We start from the raw sequence: 15,365 nt of genomic DNA, 5'->3' as shown, positions 1-15,365 counted from the left end.
ATGGGCTTAGGTGTTCGCTCCCGGTTATTGCATTTAAAAGATTTCCTTTGGGATTGGCGTTTAGGCGTCAACACATTTGGGTTTTCCGATTCCGGTGTGGCTGATGGTCGACCCTATTCGCCCGCCTCCTACCGCACCCTGCGGCAGGTTTTTGATTGTGTGGGGCTTGGCGCAGAAGACGTCTTACTTGACGTGGGTTGCGGGCTGGGTAGGCCAGTCTTTTTTGCCGGCTTTCGCTACCCAGTAAAGGCCGGTATTGGTATTGATGCCAACCGCGGTTTCATCGAGCAGGCTAGGCGCAATTGTGACGGGTTTAGGGGTGCGCGAGACAACCTGCATTTTATTGAATGCAACGCGGTGCAGTACGACTACAGCAAGGCCACCGTCATCGTTATGTACAACCCATTCGGCGCAGACACCTTAACCAAGGTGCTGGCTCGTATCTATGAATCGCTGCAGGCGAATCCTCGGCCCATTAAGATTGTGTACCTAAATCCAATCGAAAAGGCCGTGTTTGACCGAGCCCCGTGGTTGGCCAAAACAGCCGAGTTTTCTCCGGCCCAGGTGCCGCAGTTGGATATCGGAAACCGGCGGTCTTACCCCAAAGGTCAGCCCGCAGTAGTGTTTTACACAAGCGTGTAGAACGGTTGCAAGAACTGAATGGCGAGCAAGCAATATTGCTCGCCATTATCGCAGGTAGAAATATGGATTGGACTCAGTGCCAATATTTAGTGGTTATTGTTAATTATCGCACGGCCGCGCGCACCAATGCGTGTTTGGATAGGTTGGCCGCAGAAATTGCATCGGTACCCGAGGCCTGTGTGGTGGTGGTCGATAACGACTCGCAAGATGGCTCCTTCCAAGCCATCCGGGATTACATCGCTGCCCAGCAATGGCCTTGGGCTGTGGCCTTGTCCGCCCCGAAAAACGGCGGTTATGCCTACGGCAATAATTTTGCCATCCGCCAAGCCTTGGCCAGTGATTCGCCGCCCCAATACATCCATTTGTTAAATCCCGATACCGAAGTCCGTCCTGGTGCGTTAAGCCAGTTGCACCAATTTATGGAGCGCACCCCCGAGGCTGGGCTGTGCGGTGGCTGTTTTGAAAACCCCGATGGCTCCCTGTGGCGCAATGCCTTTCGCTTTCCTAGTATCTTGGGCGAGGTCAACCGGGGCTTGCAGTTAGGGTTGGTGACTCGGCTGTTGCGCAATCACGCCACGGTACGTGAAATGGACGATTCCACCGAACAGGTTGATTGGCTGCCCGGTGCCAGTTTGTTGGTGCGTCGCCAGGTGTTTGAAGACGTTGGCCTGATGGACGAACACTATTTTCTCTATTACGAAGAGACCGACTTCTGCTTAGCGGCTCATCGTGCCGGATGGCAGTGTTGGTATGTGCCCGCCAGTAAAGTGATGCACATTGCCGGTGACTCCACCGGTGTTACCAGCCGAGAGGGCGCGCCCAAACCCTTGCCCAAGTTTGTGTTTGATTCGCGGCGCTATTATTTTGTGAAAAACCACTCCTTGTTGTACGCTGCTGGCGCAGATGCTTGCTGGATAATATGCTTTGCCGCATGGCGGCTACGCCGTTGCTTGCAGCGCAAACCCGATCGAGATCCGCCCGGTTTATTGCGTGATTCCATTAGTCACAGTGTCTTTGTGAGGGGTGGCCAGTAGATTAGGGGTGGTCATTAGCGGTAAGTGCTGTGCTGGCGACAAATATTGTGAAAGTGGGTGGAATTTAATGGGTGCTAATCCGTTGGCTCCGTTTTTTGCTGGCAGCTATACCCGCCGTAGAGTAGGCGCGCTGCTGTAGTAAGCCTGAGGTTTAAAGCACCAAATGCAGAACTCTTTGCCCCATGTAGTAGTGGCCAAACATGCTGCTCGGCAACCTGACGCGATCGCGGTTCAGTTTAATGAAGAGCAGCTGACCTACCAGCAATTGCACCAGCAGGTTGCCGTGCTGGTGCAGTTGTTCGCCGAGCAAGGCTGTAGCGCTGGCCAGCGGGTGGCTGTGCTGTTGCCGCCTAGCCTGCAGCAGCCGGCTGTTATGCTGGCGATCTTCTCTTTAGCAGGGGTGTATTTTCCGCTCGACCGTGAATTTCCCGCCGAGCGCATTGCCAGCCTTGTGTCTCGCGCTGAACCGACCTTTGTGGTGTGCGAAGAAAGCACCCGCGGACAGGTTCCGGCTGGCAGTAAGGCTCTGGTGCTGGGAGAATTAAAGCAGGAGCTAACAGGGGGGACAGGGCAGGAGCCCCGGGACCTGCCCATCGTGTGTGCGGACGATCCGGCCTATCTATTTTTTACCTCCGGAACCACCGGCGAGCCCAAGGGCGTATTGGGCAGCTATGCGAATCTAGCCTTCTACTTATCCAGCGCCGTGGAGCGCTTTAAAATGGACGCAGCCACTGTGATGGCGGCGGTGGCTAAATTTACTTTCAGCATTAGCTTTTTTGAGCTGCTGTGCCCGCTGGTGGCGGGCGGTACCTTGCGGGTTTTACCCCGCAGTGTGGCCCTGGACCCGGCCGCCATGGCCCATGAGCTCACCCGTATCAATATGATTCACTGTGGGCCGACGTTAATGCGGCGCATCGTGGAACCGCTGCTTGGCGCTGTGGCTGAGGGTCAAGCTTGGCCCCAGGGGCAGCACCTTAAACACGTCTCAATGGGTGGGGATTTGGTCCCCACGGATTTACTGTGTGGGCTGTTGCGGTTGTTCCCTGGGGCGGAAGTTTTTGTGGTCTATGGCTGCACCGAAATCGCCTGTATGGGCACTGCCCATCGCTATTATCCCGATCGTCCTCCCACCAAAACCTTCGTTGGCACTCCTTTTGAGACTGTTGATTTGGCCGTGGTGGATGACGAGTTGCGGCCTGTGCTGCCGGGCGAAAAAGGCGAAGTTTGTTTTGGCGGCCCCGGTGTGACTTTGGGCTACTTAAACAGCCCGGATCTTACCGATGAAAAGTTTTTGTCGGTGCCTGGGGGCCGCTATTACCGAACTGGCGATGTGGGTGTGTGCACCGAATACGGCGAGCTGAGATTGCTTGGCCGCAAAGATTTTCAGGTAAAAATAAATGGCGTGCGGGTGGAGTTGGCCGAGGTGGATGCCCAGCTGCGACGCATGCCGTTGCTGGCTGGTGTGGTGACCATGAGCCAAAGCACCGAGGCTGGCGATAAAGTCATATACGCCTACCTGGAGCGCGACCTAACGATTGAGCGATTGGCCCAAGTGCGGCAATTTTTGGCTCAGAACATACCGTCCGTGATGCATCCCCGTGCCTTTGTGCGCGTGGATACCATGCCGGTTAATGTTAATTTGAAAATAGATCGCAACGCGCTGCCGCTGCCGGCTCGGGATAACCTGATGTTGGAGTCGAATATCACCCCGCCACAGACGCAATTGCAGCAGCAGCTATTGTCGATTTGCCAATCGGTGCTGGGTTTGCCGGTGATGGGTGTGGACGATAATTTTTTTCAACTCGGTGTTACTTCCCTGGCAAGCATTGATATCGCTCGCCGCATTGAGTCCGAACTGGGCGTGGCGCTGCCCATGAATGAGTTTTTATTGGCGCCTTCGGTGCGAGCCTTGGCCGAACGCATGCAAGCCAAGGGGCAGCCAGAGCAGGGCCTGGTAAGCCTTCGCCAGGTGGCGGCTGGAAACCAGGCCGAGCAGCAATGTGGCAAAGCTCGTCCGCTGATTGTGGTGCACGATGGTAATGGTGATTTAATCCCTTACTACACCTTGGTGAAGCACCTGCCCGATTTCATCAATGTGTATGGGGTGGCGCCAAAGTCCGTGGGTAAGGTTGCTATCAGTCACCTGACTATTGATGAACTCACCGATTATTACTGCGAGCTGTTGGAATCTGCCGATACCAGCAACGGAGTCTACTTGGCGGGGTTGTGTATCGGTGGGTTCTTGGCGTATTGCCTGGCGGCGAAATTGCAATCGCGGGGCGTTGCCGTGCACAACGTATTCTTGTTCGACTCCCACTATATCGATGCCAAGCCCTTGCCCTATACCACCACGGCCAGTCTAAATCAGCTTACCCAGCAAATGGTGCAGTTAGCCCCCGTGGTGCGCTACTCGTATTTGTTCAGCAAGGTAGTGTCATACTCCCGCTACCGGATAAGGCGAGTATGGGAGGCGGCCGATCGGCAATTCCGCTTAGTCAGTTTAAAGCTGGGCCGCCGATTAAACCGCCTGCCACAATGGCGCGTGGCTACGCCTGATGTGGATACCGTGCTGCGCTATGCCGAACGGCAATTGCGCGAGTCTGAGCAGCGGCCACTGTACGCCGGGGCCGTCACTTTATTTAAGGCCACCACCAAACGAGATGATTTGGATGCCCTAACCGACCTAGCTATCGACGACACGCCCTACCAGTACTTTTTTGCTGGTGAGTGCCTGGGTTGGGAAAAGGCGCAGGGCGGCGTGCAATTGACTAAAATAGATGTGGCGGCGGGCCATTCCACTTTGCTGATGGAAGCTTATGTAGAGCCCATTGCCTCCGAAATTGCTCGCTGCATGTTTCGACAATAGGGTGCCGGCACTGGAGTACCCGATGTAGCGTCGCTGAAGATTGCTTTTAGGCAGTACCGTCGTTTGCGCCACTGTTAGTCAATATCGGACGCGCCTCAATTGCTTCTGGATTTGATGGCAATGTTGGGGTGTCCGCAGCTGTTCAAGCTGGTCATTGTTTTAGATCGCCTTCGCGAAGTGTCAGGGAAGCCGTTGCGGGGTGAATTGTTGATAGCCCACGTTATTCATGTGTAATGCCCTTTTTTTGCGCTGGAACCTGGCGCGCTTTGCTGTCTTTGTTCTGACCGGGTTTTGGTTGCTAATTAGCGCCTACTTTCCGGTCAACGCGCTGATAACCCCAATTGCGTTTGTGGCGGCAGCGGTTGCTAATGCTACCGCCGTGGGTGGCGGCTTTCTGTTCTTCCCTCTTTTTACCTACTATTTTGGCCTTGGCCCCGAGCAGTCGATAAAGCTAAGCCTGTCGACCCAGGCATTCGGAATGACTTCCGGGGCGTTGAGTTGGAGCCGGAGCTATATCGATGGCCGGGCGCTGTTGCTGGGCGGCGGGGCTGGCGCCATTGGCGTTATTTGCGGAACCTTTATCTGGGTGTTGCCGGCGGGTCAAATCAAGCCGTTCTTTGGCTGGCTTTCCATTGTCATCTTTTTGGTGATCCTGGCGGAGATTAAGCTGGGTAGGGATGCCCAGCGGGCAAAAGTCCAGTTTCAGCCCAATCCAGCCGCCGCCGGTTTTGCCCTGATGGCGTTGCTGGGTGGACTGGTGACCGCCTGGGCGGCCATAGGTATTGGTGAATTTATAGCCCTCTATTTATTGCTGGTCTACCGGGTGCGATTTACCGTGGCGGTAGCGACTGGTGTAGCTGTATTGGCGGTTTGCTCCGTCGTGGCTTTTGTGTGCCATACCCAATTGGGCGGCATTGTTTGGCAGTTTTTGTTGTTTACCGTGCCGGGTGTGTTGTTAGGTGGTGCTGCTGGTGCCAAATTGGGCAAGGCCCTTAGCCCATGGTTGGCGCGCAAGTTCTCTGGTCGTGTGGCACTCGGTGGCTTCTGGGCCGATTTGGTCAGCGAACAGGGCGCTGGGCTCAAGTGGTTGTTTTCGATGGTGGTGCTGGTGGATGGGGTGTTGATACTTTTGCATCACTACTGCTGGTAGCAAGTTTTATGGCTCGATCGGCGGTAGAGCTGTTGAATAGACTGATTCAGGTTTTTTTACGGTCGCTACTTTAGCAACTATGCGATGGGTCTCAAGCTCTGGTTGGGCTGATGCTTCCTGTATATTGCCAAGGAGCACTTCGACACACTTTAATCCGGTCGTCACGGCGCCCGCATGCAAATGGTCGTTGCCCTCCTAATCCCTGTCTTGGCGTTGATTAATTTATCTTCAAACTGCTGTTGACATACCCATACTGCATCATTAGAATTGCGCCTCCTTTTTACCCCCTGCGGTAAAGAGGGCCCTAACGGAAAAGTTCTTTAAGTTTTTTGGAGTTTGGTTCAATGCAGAATCAGCGTATTCGTATTCGTCTAAAAGCCTTCGATCACAAACTGATTGATGCTTCTACTCAAGAAATCGTCGACACCGCCAAGCGCACTGGTGCGCAGGTACGCGGTCCGATTCCGCTGCCAACTCGCAAAGAGCGTTTCACTGTACTGATTTCGCCGCACGTTAACAAAGATGCGCGTGATCAATACGAAATTCGTACACACAAGCGCTTGTTGGATATCGTTGAACCAACTGAGAAGACTGTAGACGCCCTGATGAAGCTAGATCTAGCGGCAGGCGTTGAAGTTCAAATTAGTCTAGGTTAATAAACTCCACTTCCTATTATGTTCAGTCAGGGCGCACGCTTATGGCTGAAAACTGGTAGGGATCATACAAGTCGCCGAAGCCCGGCAACAGTCGGGTTTGTGTAACGCTCTGAAATGGGCGGCCATAGCGGGTAAAAGCCCCGTACACTGAGAGGTCTATAGAGATGACAATAGGTATTGTCGGCCGCAAAAGCGGCATGACTCGCGTCTTTACGGATGCGGGTGAGTCCATCCCTGTAACTGTGGTTGAGATCGAATCTAACCGCGTTACCCAGGTCAAGAGCGTCGAAACAGACGGCTACAGTGCCATTCAGGTTGCTGTCGGTTCTCGTCGTGCCTCCCGAGTTTCCAAGCCAGAAGCAGGTCACTTCGCCAAAGCCAATGTTGAGGCGGGTAGTGCTGTTGTTGAGCTGCGTAACTCCGCTGAAGTTACTTTCGAAGTTGGCTCCGAGCTAACCTTGGAAGGTTTCGAAGCGGGTCAAAAAGTCGATGTTACTGGTACTTCTAAAGGTAAAGGTTTTGCTGGCGGTGTTAAGCGCTGGAATTTCCGCACCCAAGACGCTACCCACGGTAACTCATTGTCGCACCGCGCGCCCGGTTCTATCGGTCAGTGTCAAACGCCAGGCCGAGTATTCAAGGGTAAGAAAATGGCGGGTCACATGGGTGCTGCGCGCACAACTGTGCAAAACCTTGAAGTGGTGCGTGTTGATGCAGAACGTAACCTTTTATTAATCAAAGGTGCCGTTCCAGGTGCGCCTGGCGGTCGCGTTATCGTGCGTCCGGCTGTTAAAGCTCGCAACTAATACCGGGGGTTTTTATGGAATTATCAATTGCGACACCTGAAGGTAAAGGCGGAACTGTAAGCGTTTCCGAAGTTACCTTTGGTAAAGAATTTAATCAGGATTTGGTTCACCAAGCAGTGGTGGCCTACATGGCTGGCGCTCGTCAGGGTACCAAAGCACAGAAAACTCGTTCTGAGGTTTCTGGTGGTGGTAAGAAGCCTTGGCGTCAAAAGGGTACTGGTCGTGCCCGTGCTGGTACTATCCGCAGCCCAATCTGGCGCAGTGGTGGCACTACTTTCGCAGCTAAGCCTCGCAATCACGATCAAAAGCTGAATAAAAAGATGTACCGCGGTGCTTTGCGTTGCATTTTGTCTGAGCTGGCTCGCCAGGAGCGTCTGGTTGTGGTTGAGAACTTCGATCTTGAAGCGCCAAAAACCAAAGCGTTGGTGCAGAAGTTGGCTCAATACGACATCAGCGAAGCGTTGATTGTTACCGAAGACGTTAACGAGTCTTTGTACTTGTCCGCGCGTAACCTGCACAAGGTTGATGTGTGTGACGTAGCTGGTGTTAACCCAGTGTCTTTGATTCGTTTCGACAAAGTTGTAATGACGGTAGCTGCTCTGAAAAAATTTGAGGAGGTGCTGGGATGAGTCAAGAACGTCTCTATAAAGTGCTGTTAGGCCCAGTTGTTTCTGAGAAAGCAGCTATGGCTGGTGAAGCTGGTAATCAGGTGGCTTTCAAAGTGACCACCGACGCTACCAAAACCGAAATCAAAGCAGCGATCGAAAAGTTGTTCGATGTCAACGTGGAAGCTGTGCGCACCTTAACTGTTAAGGGTAAAACCAAGCGTACTCGTCACGGAATGGGCAAGCGTAGCGACTGGAAGAAAGCGTACGTTCGCTTGCAAGAAGGTCAAGAGATTGATCTTCAAGTGGCCGAGTAAGGAGTTGGGACATGCCTATTGTTAAACGTAAACCCACATCGCCTGGCCGCCGGTTTGTCGTCAGCGTTGTAAACCCAGATTTGCACAAAGGAGCGCCATACGCGCCCTTGTTAGAAAAGAAATCCAAGTCTGGTGGCCGTAACAACGCGGGTCGCATTACGACTCGTCACGTTGGTGGTGGCCACAAGCAGCATTATCGAGTAATCGATTTTAAGCGTAATAAAGATGGCATTCCTGCCAAGGTAGAGCGTTTGGAATACGATCCAAACCGCAGTGCTTACATCGCGTTAGTTTGTTACGCCGATGGCGAGCGTCGCTACATTATTGCGCCTAAAGGTGTATCAGCGGGTGATTCTGTTGAATCAGGTAGTGCCGCTGCTATTAAAGCGGGAAATACTTTGCCATTGCGCAATATTCCCGTGGGTTCTGTTGTTCACTGTGTTGAGCTTAAGCCTGGTAAAGGCGCTCAGATTGCCCGTTCTGCGGGTACTTCAGTGCAGTTAGTTGCGCGTGAAGGTGCGTACGCAACCTTGCGTTTGCGCAGCGGTGAAATGCGTCGTGTATTGGCCGACTGTCGCGCAACCATCGGTGAGGTGTCTAACTCGGAGCACAACTTGCGCTCACTGGGTAAGGCTGGTGCCTCTCGCTGGCGTGGTGTTCGCCCGACTGTACGTGGTGTTGCGATGAACCCGGTTGATCACCCACACGGTGGTGGTGAAGGGCGTACCTCTGGTGGTCGTCATCCCGTCAGCCCATGGGGTACCCCAACTAAGGGTTATAAGACGCGCACTAACAAGCGTACCGATAACATGATTGTTCGTCGTCGCGGCAAGAAGTAACGCGCGATTAACTAGCTGAAGAGGAAATCACGGTGCCACGTTCACTGAAAAAAGGTCCTTTCATCGATCTTCACCTGATTAACAAGGTTGAAGCTGCGATTGAAAAAAACGACCGACGTCCAATCAAAACTTGGTCACGTCGTTCGATGATTCTGCCGGAAATGGTCGGTCTAACCATCGCTGTGCACAACGGTCGTCAACACGTACCTGTGCTGGTTAATGAAGAGATGGTTGGTCATAAGTTGGGTGAGTTTTCCGCTACCCGTACTTATAAAGGCCACGCGGCTGACAAGAAAGCCAAGAAACGCTAACACGAGGGTTTAATGATGGAAGTAGCTGCAAAATTAAGCGGTGCACGTCTGTCGGCGCAGAAAGCCCGCCTAGTTGCCGATCAAGTGCGCGGCAAGAGCGTGGAAGAAGCGTTAGACATCTTGACTTTCAGTAATAAAAAAGGTGCTGCCATTGTCAAGAAAGTGCTGGAGTCGGCTATTGCCAACGCCGAGCACAATGAAGGCGCCGATGTGGACGAGCTTAAGGTGTCCACCATTTTTGTTGATGAGGGTATGACTATGAAGCGCATTCGCCCACGTGCGAAAGGTCGCGCTGATCGCATTTTCAAGCGTTCATGTCATATCACCGTAAAAGTAGCTGAAATTTAAGAGACAGACGTTATGGGTCAGAAAGTACATCCGACAGGCATTCGTCTGGGTATTGTTAAGAAACATACCTCGACGTGGTATGCCGGCAGTGATGCCTACGCCGACAAGCTCAATACGGACTTGAGCGTGCGTAAGTATCTGCAAAAAAGTTTGGCGCACGCGTCAGTAAGTCGCATCGAGATTGAGCGCCCCGCGAACACAGCTCGCGTTACTATTCACACCGCTCGTCCAGGCATTGTGATCGGTAAAAAAGGTGAAGATGTTGAGAAACTGCGCGGCGTTTTAACCCAGAAAATGGGCGTGCCGGTTCATATTAACATCGAAGAGATTCGCAAGCCTGATATCGATGCAACTCTGGTTGCTCAAAGTGTCGCGTCACAGCTGGAACGTCGTGTGATGTTCCGTCGCGCCATGAAACGTGTGGTTCAAAACGCTATGCGTCAGGGCGCACAGGGTATCAAAGTACAAGTGGGTGGCCGTTTAGGCGGTGCCGAGATCGCTCGTTCTGAATGGTACCGTGAGGGTCGTGTACCTTTGCACACCTTGCGTGCAGATATCGATTACGCTACAGCAGAAGCCAGCACCACTTACGGCATCATTGGCGTAAAAGTTTGGATCTTCAAAGGTGAAGTTATCGGCGGCGTTGAGCAGGTCGAAGACAACACCAAGAAAAAACGTAGCAAATAAGGGGTACGCATAAATGTTACAACCTAAGCGTACAAAGTTCCGCAAAATGCAAAAAGGCCGTAATCGCGGCTTGGCAGAACGCGGTTCTAAAGTAAGTTTTGGCGAATACGCTCTTAAGTCTACCGCTCGTGGCCGCATCACTGCGCGCCAAATCGAAGCGGCTCGTCGAGCCATGACTCGTCATATTAAACGTGGCGGTAAAATCTGGATTCGTGTATTCCCGGACAAGCCGATTACCGAAAAGCCGCTGGAAGTTCGTCAGGGTAAAGGTAAGGGTAACGTCGAATATTGGATCTGTCAGATTCAGCCAGGCAAAGTGCTTTATGAAATGGAAGGTGTGAGCGAAGAACTCGCTCGCGAAGCTTTCGCACTCGCGGCTGCCAAACTGCCAGTGGCAACAACCTTCGTTAAACGAACGGTGATGTAATGAACGCACAAGAACTTCGCGAAAAATCAGTTGAAGACCTAAATGGCGAGCTGATCAAACAACTGGAAGAGCAATTTAAATTGCGAATGCAAGCGTCGACTGGTCAATTGAACCAATCGCACCTGCTGAAAGAAACTCGTCGCAATATTGCTCGTATTAAAACAGTTTTGAATCAGAAGGCAGGTGAATAATGGCAACAGCAGAAAATACCGTTCGCTCTCTAACCGGTAAGGTTGTGAGCGACAAAATGGACAAAACGGTTACCGTTTTGATCGAGCGCCGCGTTAAGCACCCTGTTTACGGTAAGTACGTCAGCAAGTCTTCGAAAATTAAAGCGCACGATGCAAACAACGAGTGTAAAGAAGGTGATTTGGTAACCATTTCCGAATCTCGCCCTCTGTCCAAGACCAAGTCTTGGGTGCTGGTTAAAATTGAAGAGCGTGCCACCGAGATTTAACTCGGCAGGCAACATAGTTTCGGAGACGGACGATGATACAAACACAAAGTTATTTAGAAGTGGCTGATAACTCTGGTGCACGCCGCGTTATGTGCATCAAAGTACTCGGCGGTTCACATCGCCGTTATGCCGCTGTTGGTGACATCATTAAAGTCACCGTGAAAGAAGCCATTCCTCGCGGTAAAGTGAAGAAAGGCCAAGTGATGAAGGCTGTCGTTGTGCGCACCAAAAAAGGTGTTCGCCGTCAGGACGGATCACTGATCAAATTCGACGATAACGCTGCGGTATTGTTGAATGCTTCAGAAGCGCCTATTGGTACCCGTATTTTCGGCCCAGTAACGCGTGAATTACGAAGCGAAAAATTTATGAAAATTATTTCTTTGGCGCCAGAGGTGCTGTAACCGTCATTGCTCCTAGTGACAACACACACAGTATACCGGTCAAAGTTAAGAGGAACGGGTAATGCGTAAGATCAAACGTGATGACGAAGTAATTGTCATTGCCGGCCGCGACAAAGGTAAGCGCGGCAAGGTAGTGAAAGTGCTCGCTGATGATCGCCTGATTGTATCCGGCGTGCATATGATCAAAAAACATCAGAAACCCAATCCGCAGGCAGGTGTTGCCGGTGGCATCGTTGAAAAAGAGGCTCCTATTCAGGCTTCTAACGTTGCTATCTTCAACAGCTCAACCAGCAAGGCGGATCGCGTAGGTTTCAAAATTCTGGAAGACGGTAAGAAAATTCGTGTCTTTAAATCCAACGGCGAAGCTGTTGACGCTTGAGTTAGGTGGTGACAAAAATGGCTAATTTGCAAGAAGTCTACAAGTCAGAAATCGCGCCCAAGCTGCAGCAAGAGCTGGGTTTAAAAAATGTCATGGAAATCCCAAAGATCACCAAGATCACCTTGAACATGGGTGTTGGTGAGGCGGTTGGTGACAAAAAAGTTTTGGAAAACGCTGTGCGTGATCTAGAAGCGATTACTGGTCAGAAAGTAGTAGTAACCAAAGCCCGCAAATCTATTGCAGGCTTTAAAATTCGTGATGGCTGGCCCATCGGCTGTAAAGTAACTCTGCGCAGTGAGCGTATGTACGAGTTCCTTGAGCGTTTAGTCAGTATCGCTATTCCGCGAATACGTGATTTCCGCGGTATCAGCCCTAAGCAGTTTGACGGTCGTGGTAACTTCTCCATGGGCGTTAACGAGCAGATTATCTTCCCGGAGATTGAATACGATAAAGTAGACAAGCTTCGCGGTTTAGATATCTGCATTACCACTACGGCGCGTACCGACGACGAAGGCCGGGCGTTATTAAAAGCCTTTAATTTTCCATTAAAAGGTTAAGGAAGCAGTCATGGCTAAAAAATCAATGATTGCGCGTGACGCCAAGCGTGCCAAGTTAGTTGCTAAGTACGCACAAAAACGCGCTCAGTTAAAAGAAATTATTTACAACCCAGAGTCTAGCGAAGAGCAGATTTGGGAAGCGCAAATGCAGTTACAAAAAATGCCGCGCGACGCCAGTGCTACTCGCATTCAGCGCCGCTGCCGCATCACAGGTCGTCCGCACGCGGTTTACCGCAAGTTCGGCCTGTGTCGTAACAAGTTGCGTGAAGCCGCCATGCGTGGCGATGTCCCGGGTCTGGTTAAGGCCAGCTGGTAGTTAAATAATTTTTAGGAGTCGATGAAATGAGCATGCAAGATCCGTTGTCAGATATGCTGACTCGCATCCGTAACAGCCAAATGGTTGGTAAGTCTACGGTTGTCATGCCATCGTCAAAGTTGAAAGTAAGCGTGGCACACGTACTGAAAGACGAAGGTTACGTTGCAGATTTCTCTGTAAGTGAAGATGCTAAGCCACAGCTGACCATTACTTTGAAATATTTTGAAGGTAAGCCTGTGATTGCTGAACTCGATCGAGTTAGCCGTCCTGGTTTGCGTAATTACGCTGGTAAAGATGCGTTGCCCTCTGTTCGTGGCGGTTTGGGCATTGCTATCGTATCCACCAGTAAAGGTGTAATGACTGACCGCGCTGCACGTGCTGCAGGTATTGGCGGTGAAGTTCTTTGCACAGTGTTCTAATTGGGAATTTGTCATGTCACGAGTTGCAAATAGTCCGGTTGAAGTCCCTGCTGGTGTGAAAGTTGACCTTAACGGTCAGGCGCTTTCTGTAAAAGGCGGTAAGGGTACTTTGGCTCTCGATATTCACGCAGATGTTACGGTTACTGAAGAGGATAACCTGTTGAAGTTTGCGGCGAAAAGCGAAGCCAAGCAGTCGAAAGCGTTAGCGGGCACTATGCGCGCACTGGTCAATAACATGGTTGTTGGCGTTAGCGAGGGTTTTGAAAAGAAACTGGAGCTGGTGGGTGTTGGTTATCGTGCTAAAGCCGCAGGTAAAACTGTAAACCTGACTTTGGGATTCTCGCACCCAATCGATTACGCCCTACCGGAGGGCGTATCGGCCGAGACTCCTAGTCAGACTGAAATTGTACTGAAGAGTGCCGACAAGCAGCTGCTTGGTCAGGTTGCTTCAGAAATCCGCGCTTACCGTGAGCCTGAGCCGTATAAAGGTAAGGGTGTACGTTACTCCGATGAGTATGTGCGTCGTAAAGAAGCCAAGAAAAAGTAGGGGATAGGAAATGAGTGCAAAAAAACAATCTCGTTTACGTCGTGCTCGCCGTTCTCGCGCCAAAATCCGCGAGTTAGGTGTCAGCCGTCTAACTGTATTCCGTACCCCGCGCCATATCTACGCCCAAGTGATTGCCGCGGAAGGCAGCAAGGTATTGGCCAGTGCTTCTACCGTTGAGAAGGACCTGCGCAGTGAAAGCACCGGTAACGCCGATGCCGCCACCAAAGTAGGTCAGCTGATCGCAGAGCGTGCTAAAGCGGCAGGCGTCACCGAGGTGGCTTTTGATCGCAGCGGCTTTAAGTACCATGGCCGTGTAAAAGCGTTGGCAGATGCAGCGCGTGAAGCGGGTCTTGAATTCTAAAGGTTAAACTATGGCTAATAATCGTAAAGAAGATCGTAACCAAGCCTCCGTCCAAGACGAAGGCTTGCAAGAGAAATTGGTCGGCGTTAACCGTGTTGCCAAAACCGTAAAAGGTGGTCGTATCTTTACCTTCACCGCGCTGACTGTAGTGGGTGATGGTAATGGCAAGGTAGGCTTCGGTCGCGGTAAAGCACGTGAGGTACCTCAGGCTATTCAAAAAGCCATGGAGGCCGCTCGTCGCAACATGATCCAGGTAGAGTTGGATGGCGATACCATTCAATACCCAACCAAGGGTCGTCACTCTGCGTCTAACGTTTACATGCAGCCTGCATCTCAAGGTACTGGCGTTATTGCCGGTGGTGCGATGCGTGCCGTTTTGGAGATCGCTGGTGTGCAGAACGTACTGGCTAAGTGCTACGGCTCTACTAACCCGGTAAACGTTGTGCGAGCAACTTTTAAAGCTCTGCAGGCGATGGCTTCTCCTGAATCCGTTGCCGCCAAGCGCGGTAAATCCGTAGAAGAAATCACTGGCTAAACGCCAACCTGTCGGGCTTGCCCGGCAGTCTGTGAATAGGTGGAAACATGGCTAAGAAAACAGTCAAAGTGACCCAAGTTAAAAGCAGTTCTGGCCGCTTGAAAAATCATCAGGCGTGTTTGTCCGGTTTGGGTTTGCGTCGCATTGGTCACACCGTAGAAGTTGAAGATACTCCCTCAACTCGCGGCATGATCAATATTGTTAATTACATGGTTAAGGTAGAAGGTGAGTAACATGCGTTTAAATACTCTAAGTCCTGCTCCTGGCCGAGTGAGTGCTAAAAAGCGCGTTGGTCGTGGTATCGGTAGCGGTGTTGGTAAAACCGCCGGTCGTGGTCATAAAGGTTTAAAAGCGCGTTCTGGCGGCAGCGTTAAGCCAGGTTTCGAAGGCGGTCAAATGCCTTTGCAAAAGCGATTGCCAAAATTTGGCTTCAGCTCTCGTGTAGGCCGCGTCACTGCGGAGATCCGTACTTCTGAGCTGAATAAGCTGGCGGGCGAAGTAGCGGATATCGCTGCATTGCAAGATGCCGGCTTGATCAACGCAAGCATCAAGCGCGCTAAGATCTTTTTATCTGGCGACGTGACCAAAGCGGTAACCGTTAAAGGTTTGGCGGTCACCAAAGGCGCGAAAGCGGCCATCGAAGCTGCCGGTGGTAAAGTAGAAGAATAAGCCTTCCGGGCTTGTTCTTACCAATAGGTAGACGAGGGA

General features: G+C 51.7%; 25 protein-coding genes. All 25 read left to right on the top strand.

What is annotated here, in order from left to right:
* The 25 genes from ACGHM3_RS20880 to rplO all read left to right on the top strand — a co-directional run bounded on the left by ACGHM3_RS20880 (position 1) and on the right by rplO (position 15,326).
* On the top strand, positions 1-642 hold the full coding sequence (locus tag ACGHM3_RS20880) for a class I SAM-dependent methyltransferase (protein ID WP_345426919.1): 642 nt from the start codon (positions 1-3) through the stop codon (positions 640-642).
* Positions 643-647: 5 nt separating this feature from the next.
* A complete protein-coding gene (locus ACGHM3_RS20875) occupies positions 648-1,676 on the top strand; it encodes a glycosyltransferase family 2 protein (RefSeq protein ID WP_390517549.1) in 1,029 nt (342 codons plus the stop codon).
* Positions 1,677-1,839: 163 nt separating this feature from the next.
* Entirely contained in the window at positions 1,840-4,542 is a 2,703-nt protein-coding gene (locus ACGHM3_RS20870; RefSeq protein ID WP_345426923.1) for an AMP-binding protein, read from the top strand.
* Between the two features lie 226 nt (positions 4,543-4,768).
* On the top strand, positions 4,769-5,692 hold the full coding sequence (locus ACGHM3_RS20865) for a sulfite exporter TauE/SafE family protein (protein WP_345426925.1): 924 nt from the start codon (positions 4,769-4,771) through the stop codon (positions 5,690-5,692).
* Positions 5,693-6,036: 344 nt separating this feature from the next.
* Entirely contained in the window at positions 6,037-6,348 is a 312-nt protein-coding gene (gene rpsJ, locus ACGHM3_RS20860) for a 30S ribosomal protein S10 (protein ID WP_317933026.1), read from the top strand.
* Positions 6,349-6,512: 164 nt separating this feature from the next.
* A complete protein-coding gene (gene rplC, locus ACGHM3_RS20855) occupies positions 6,513-7,151 on the top strand; it encodes a 50S ribosomal protein L3 (RefSeq protein WP_345426932.1) in 639 nt (212 codons plus the stop codon).
* Positions 7,152-7,165: 14 nt separating this feature from the next.
* Positions 7,166-7,780 carry a 50S ribosomal protein L4 gene (gene rplD, locus ACGHM3_RS20850; protein WP_345426934.1) on the top strand — a complete coding sequence of 205 codons (615 nt, stop codon included), beginning with the start codon at positions 7,166-7,168 and terminating at the stop codon, positions 7,778-7,780.
* The gene (rplW, locus tag ACGHM3_RS20845; protein ID WP_345426936.1) at positions 7,777-8,073 is read left to right on the top strand and encodes a 50S ribosomal protein L23; all 297 of its coding nucleotides are present in this window, start codon (positions 7,777-7,779) and stop codon (positions 8,071-8,073) included. The genes rplD and rplW overlap by 4 nt, the downstream gene beginning before the upstream one ends.
* Before the next feature lie 11 nt (positions 8,074-8,084).
* Positions 8,085-8,912, top strand: coding sequence for a 50S ribosomal protein L2 (gene rplB, locus ACGHM3_RS20840; RefSeq protein ID WP_345426938.1), 828 nt, complete (start codon positions 8,085-8,087; stop codon positions 8,910-8,912).
* Between the two features lie 32 nt (positions 8,913-8,944).
* Positions 8,945-9,223, top strand: a complete 279-nt coding sequence (gene rpsS, locus ACGHM3_RS20835) for a 30S ribosomal protein S19 (protein WP_345426940.1) — start codon at positions 8,945-8,947, stop codon at positions 9,221-9,223.
* A gap of 15 nt (positions 9,224-9,238) precedes the next feature.
* Positions 9,239-9,571, top strand: coding sequence for a 50S ribosomal protein L22 (gene rplV, locus ACGHM3_RS20830; protein WP_345427033.1), 333 nt, complete (start codon positions 9,239-9,241; stop codon positions 9,569-9,571).
* Positions 9,572-9,583: 12 nt separating this feature from the next.
* On the top strand, positions 9,584-10,258 hold the full coding sequence (gene rpsC / locus ACGHM3_RS20825) for a 30S ribosomal protein S3 (protein WP_345426942.1): 675 nt from the start codon (positions 9,584-9,586) through the stop codon (positions 10,256-10,258).
* A 13-nt stretch (positions 10,259-10,271) separates the two neighbouring features.
* Positions 10,272-10,685: a 50S ribosomal protein L16 gene (gene rplP, locus ACGHM3_RS20820; protein WP_345426944.1), complete on the top strand. Its 414-nt coding sequence runs from the start codon at positions 10,272-10,274 to the stop codon at positions 10,683-10,685.
* Positions 10,685-10,876 (top strand): 50S ribosomal protein L29, encoded by a 192-nt coding sequence (gene rpmC / locus ACGHM3_RS20815; protein ID WP_345426946.1) that lies wholly within the window; start codon positions 10,685-10,687, stop codon positions 10,874-10,876. The genes rplP and rpmC overlap by 1 nt, the downstream gene beginning before the upstream one ends.
* Positions 10,876-11,142 carry a 30S ribosomal protein S17 gene (rpsQ, locus tag ACGHM3_RS20810; RefSeq protein WP_345426948.1) on the top strand — a complete coding sequence of 89 codons (267 nt, stop codon included), beginning with the start codon at positions 10,876-10,878 and terminating at the stop codon, positions 11,140-11,142. Before rpmC ends, rpsQ begins: the two co-directional genes overlap by 1 nt.
* Before the next feature lie 32 nt (positions 11,143-11,174).
* Positions 11,175-11,543 carry a 50S ribosomal protein L14 gene (rplN, locus tag ACGHM3_RS20805; protein WP_233086953.1) on the top strand — a complete coding sequence of 123 codons (369 nt, stop codon included), beginning with the start codon at positions 11,175-11,177 and terminating at the stop codon, positions 11,541-11,543.
* 61 nt (positions 11,544-11,604) lie between these two features.
* The gene (rplX, locus tag ACGHM3_RS20800; protein ID WP_345426954.1) at positions 11,605-11,922 is read left to right on the top strand and encodes a 50S ribosomal protein L24; all 318 of its coding nucleotides are present in this window, start codon (positions 11,605-11,607) and stop codon (positions 11,920-11,922) included.
* Positions 11,923-11,939: 17 nt separating this feature from the next.
* Positions 11,940-12,479 carry a 50S ribosomal protein L5 gene (gene rplE, locus ACGHM3_RS20795; protein ID WP_345426956.1) on the top strand — a complete coding sequence of 180 codons (540 nt, stop codon included), beginning with the start codon at positions 11,940-11,942 and terminating at the stop codon, positions 12,477-12,479.
* Positions 12,480-12,489: 10 nt separating this feature from the next.
* On the top strand, positions 12,490-12,795 hold the full coding sequence (rpsN, locus tag ACGHM3_RS20790; RefSeq protein ID WP_345426958.1) for a 30S ribosomal protein S14: 306 nt from the start codon (positions 12,490-12,492) through the stop codon (positions 12,793-12,795).
* Between the two features lie 26 nt (positions 12,796-12,821).
* Positions 12,822-13,214, top strand: coding sequence for a 30S ribosomal protein S8 (gene rpsH, locus ACGHM3_RS20785; RefSeq protein WP_345426961.1), 393 nt, complete (start codon positions 12,822-12,824; stop codon positions 13,212-13,214).
* A 13-nt stretch (positions 13,215-13,227) separates the two neighbouring features.
* On the top strand, positions 13,228-13,761 hold the full coding sequence (gene rplF / locus ACGHM3_RS20780; protein ID WP_345426963.1) for a 50S ribosomal protein L6: 534 nt from the start codon (positions 13,228-13,230) through the stop codon (positions 13,759-13,761).
* A 10-nt stretch (positions 13,762-13,771) separates the two neighbouring features.
* Positions 13,772-14,122 carry a 50S ribosomal protein L18 gene (gene rplR, locus ACGHM3_RS20775; RefSeq protein ID WP_345426966.1) on the top strand — a complete coding sequence of 117 codons (351 nt, stop codon included), beginning with the start codon at positions 13,772-13,774 and terminating at the stop codon, positions 14,120-14,122.
* 10 nt (positions 14,123-14,132) lie between these two features.
* Positions 14,133-14,657, top strand: a complete 525-nt coding sequence (gene rpsE, locus ACGHM3_RS20770) for a 30S ribosomal protein S5 (protein WP_345426968.1) — start codon at positions 14,133-14,135, stop codon at positions 14,655-14,657.
* A 47-nt stretch (positions 14,658-14,704) separates the two neighbouring features.
* Entirely contained in the window at positions 14,705-14,890 is a 186-nt protein-coding gene (gene rpmD, locus ACGHM3_RS20765) for a 50S ribosomal protein L30 (protein ID WP_345426970.1), read from the top strand.
* 1 nt (position 14,891) lies between these two features.
* Positions 14,892-15,326, top strand: a complete 435-nt coding sequence (rplO, locus tag ACGHM3_RS20760; RefSeq protein WP_345426972.1) for a 50S ribosomal protein L15 — start codon at positions 14,892-14,894, stop codon at positions 15,324-15,326.
* Positions 15,327-15,365: the final 39 nt, after the last annotated feature.

The organism is Halioxenophilus aromaticivorans, assembly GCF_042850945.1.
Taxonomy (GTDB): Bacteria; Pseudomonadota; Gammaproteobacteria; order Pseudomonadales; family Cellvibrionaceae; genus Halioxenophilus; species Halioxenophilus aromaticivorans.
This window is presented reverse-complemented; position numbering and strand designations above follow the sequence as displayed.

Coding starts and splice junctions, on each gene's coding strand:
- ACGHM3_RS20880 (WP_345426919.1), top strand. CDS start 1: ATGGGCTTAGGTGTTCGCTCCCGGTTATTGCATTTAAAAGATTTCCTT.
- ACGHM3_RS20870 (WP_345426923.1), top strand. CDS start 1,840: ATGCAGAACTCTTTGCCCCATGTAGTAGTGGCCAAACATGCTGCTCGG.
- ACGHM3_RS20865 (WP_345426925.1), top strand. CDS start 4,769: ATGTGTAATGCCCTTTTTTTGCGCTGGAACCTGGCGCGCTTTGCTGTC.
- rpsJ (WP_317933026.1), top strand. CDS start 6,037: ATGCAGAATCAGCGTATTCGTATTCGTCTAAAAGCCTTCGATCACAAA.
- rplC (WP_345426932.1), top strand. CDS start 6,513: ATGACAATAGGTATTGTCGGCCGCAAAAGCGGCATGACTCGCGTCTTT.
- rplD (WP_345426934.1), top strand. CDS start 7,166: ATGGAATTATCAATTGCGACACCTGAAGGTAAAGGCGGAACTGTAAGC.
- rplW (WP_345426936.1), top strand. CDS start 7,777: ATGAGTCAAGAACGTCTCTATAAAGTGCTGTTAGGCCCAGTTGTTTCT.
- rplB (WP_345426938.1), top strand. CDS start 8,085: ATGCCTATTGTTAAACGTAAACCCACATCGCCTGGCCGCCGGTTTGTC.
- rplV (WP_345427033.1), top strand. CDS start 9,239: ATGGAAGTAGCTGCAAAATTAAGCGGTGCACGTCTGTCGGCGCAGAAA.
- rpsC (WP_345426942.1), top strand. CDS start 9,584: ATGGGTCAGAAAGTACATCCGACAGGCATTCGTCTGGGTATTGTTAAG.
- rplP (WP_345426944.1), top strand. CDS start 10,272: ATGTTACAACCTAAGCGTACAAAGTTCCGCAAAATGCAAAAAGGCCGT.
- rpmC (WP_345426946.1), top strand. CDS start 10,685: ATGAACGCACAAGAACTTCGCGAAAAATCAGTTGAAGACCTAAATGGC.
- rpsQ (WP_345426948.1), top strand. CDS start 10,876: ATGGCAACAGCAGAAAATACCGTTCGCTCTCTAACCGGTAAGGTTGTG.
- rplN (WP_233086953.1), top strand. CDS start 11,175: ATGATACAAACACAAAGTTATTTAGAAGTGGCTGATAACTCTGGTGCA.
- rplX (WP_345426954.1), top strand. CDS start 11,605: ATGCGTAAGATCAAACGTGATGACGAAGTAATTGTCATTGCCGGCCGC.
- rplE (WP_345426956.1), top strand. CDS start 11,940: ATGGCTAATTTGCAAGAAGTCTACAAGTCAGAAATCGCGCCCAAGCTG.
- rpsN (WP_345426958.1), top strand. CDS start 12,490: ATGGCTAAAAAATCAATGATTGCGCGTGACGCCAAGCGTGCCAAGTTA.
- rpsH (WP_345426961.1), top strand. CDS start 12,822: ATGAGCATGCAAGATCCGTTGTCAGATATGCTGACTCGCATCCGTAAC.
- rplF (WP_345426963.1), top strand. CDS start 13,228: ATGTCACGAGTTGCAAATAGTCCGGTTGAAGTCCCTGCTGGTGTGAAA.
- rplR (WP_345426966.1), top strand. CDS start 13,772: ATGAGTGCAAAAAAACAATCTCGTTTACGTCGTGCTCGCCGTTCTCGC.
- rpsE (WP_345426968.1), top strand. CDS start 14,133: ATGGCTAATAATCGTAAAGAAGATCGTAACCAAGCCTCCGTCCAAGAC.
- rpmD (WP_345426970.1), top strand. CDS start 14,705: ATGGCTAAGAAAACAGTCAAAGTGACCCAAGTTAAAAGCAGTTCTGGC.
- rplO (WP_345426972.1), top strand. CDS start 14,892: ATGCGTTTAAATACTCTAAGTCCTGCTCCTGGCCGAGTGAGTGCTAAA.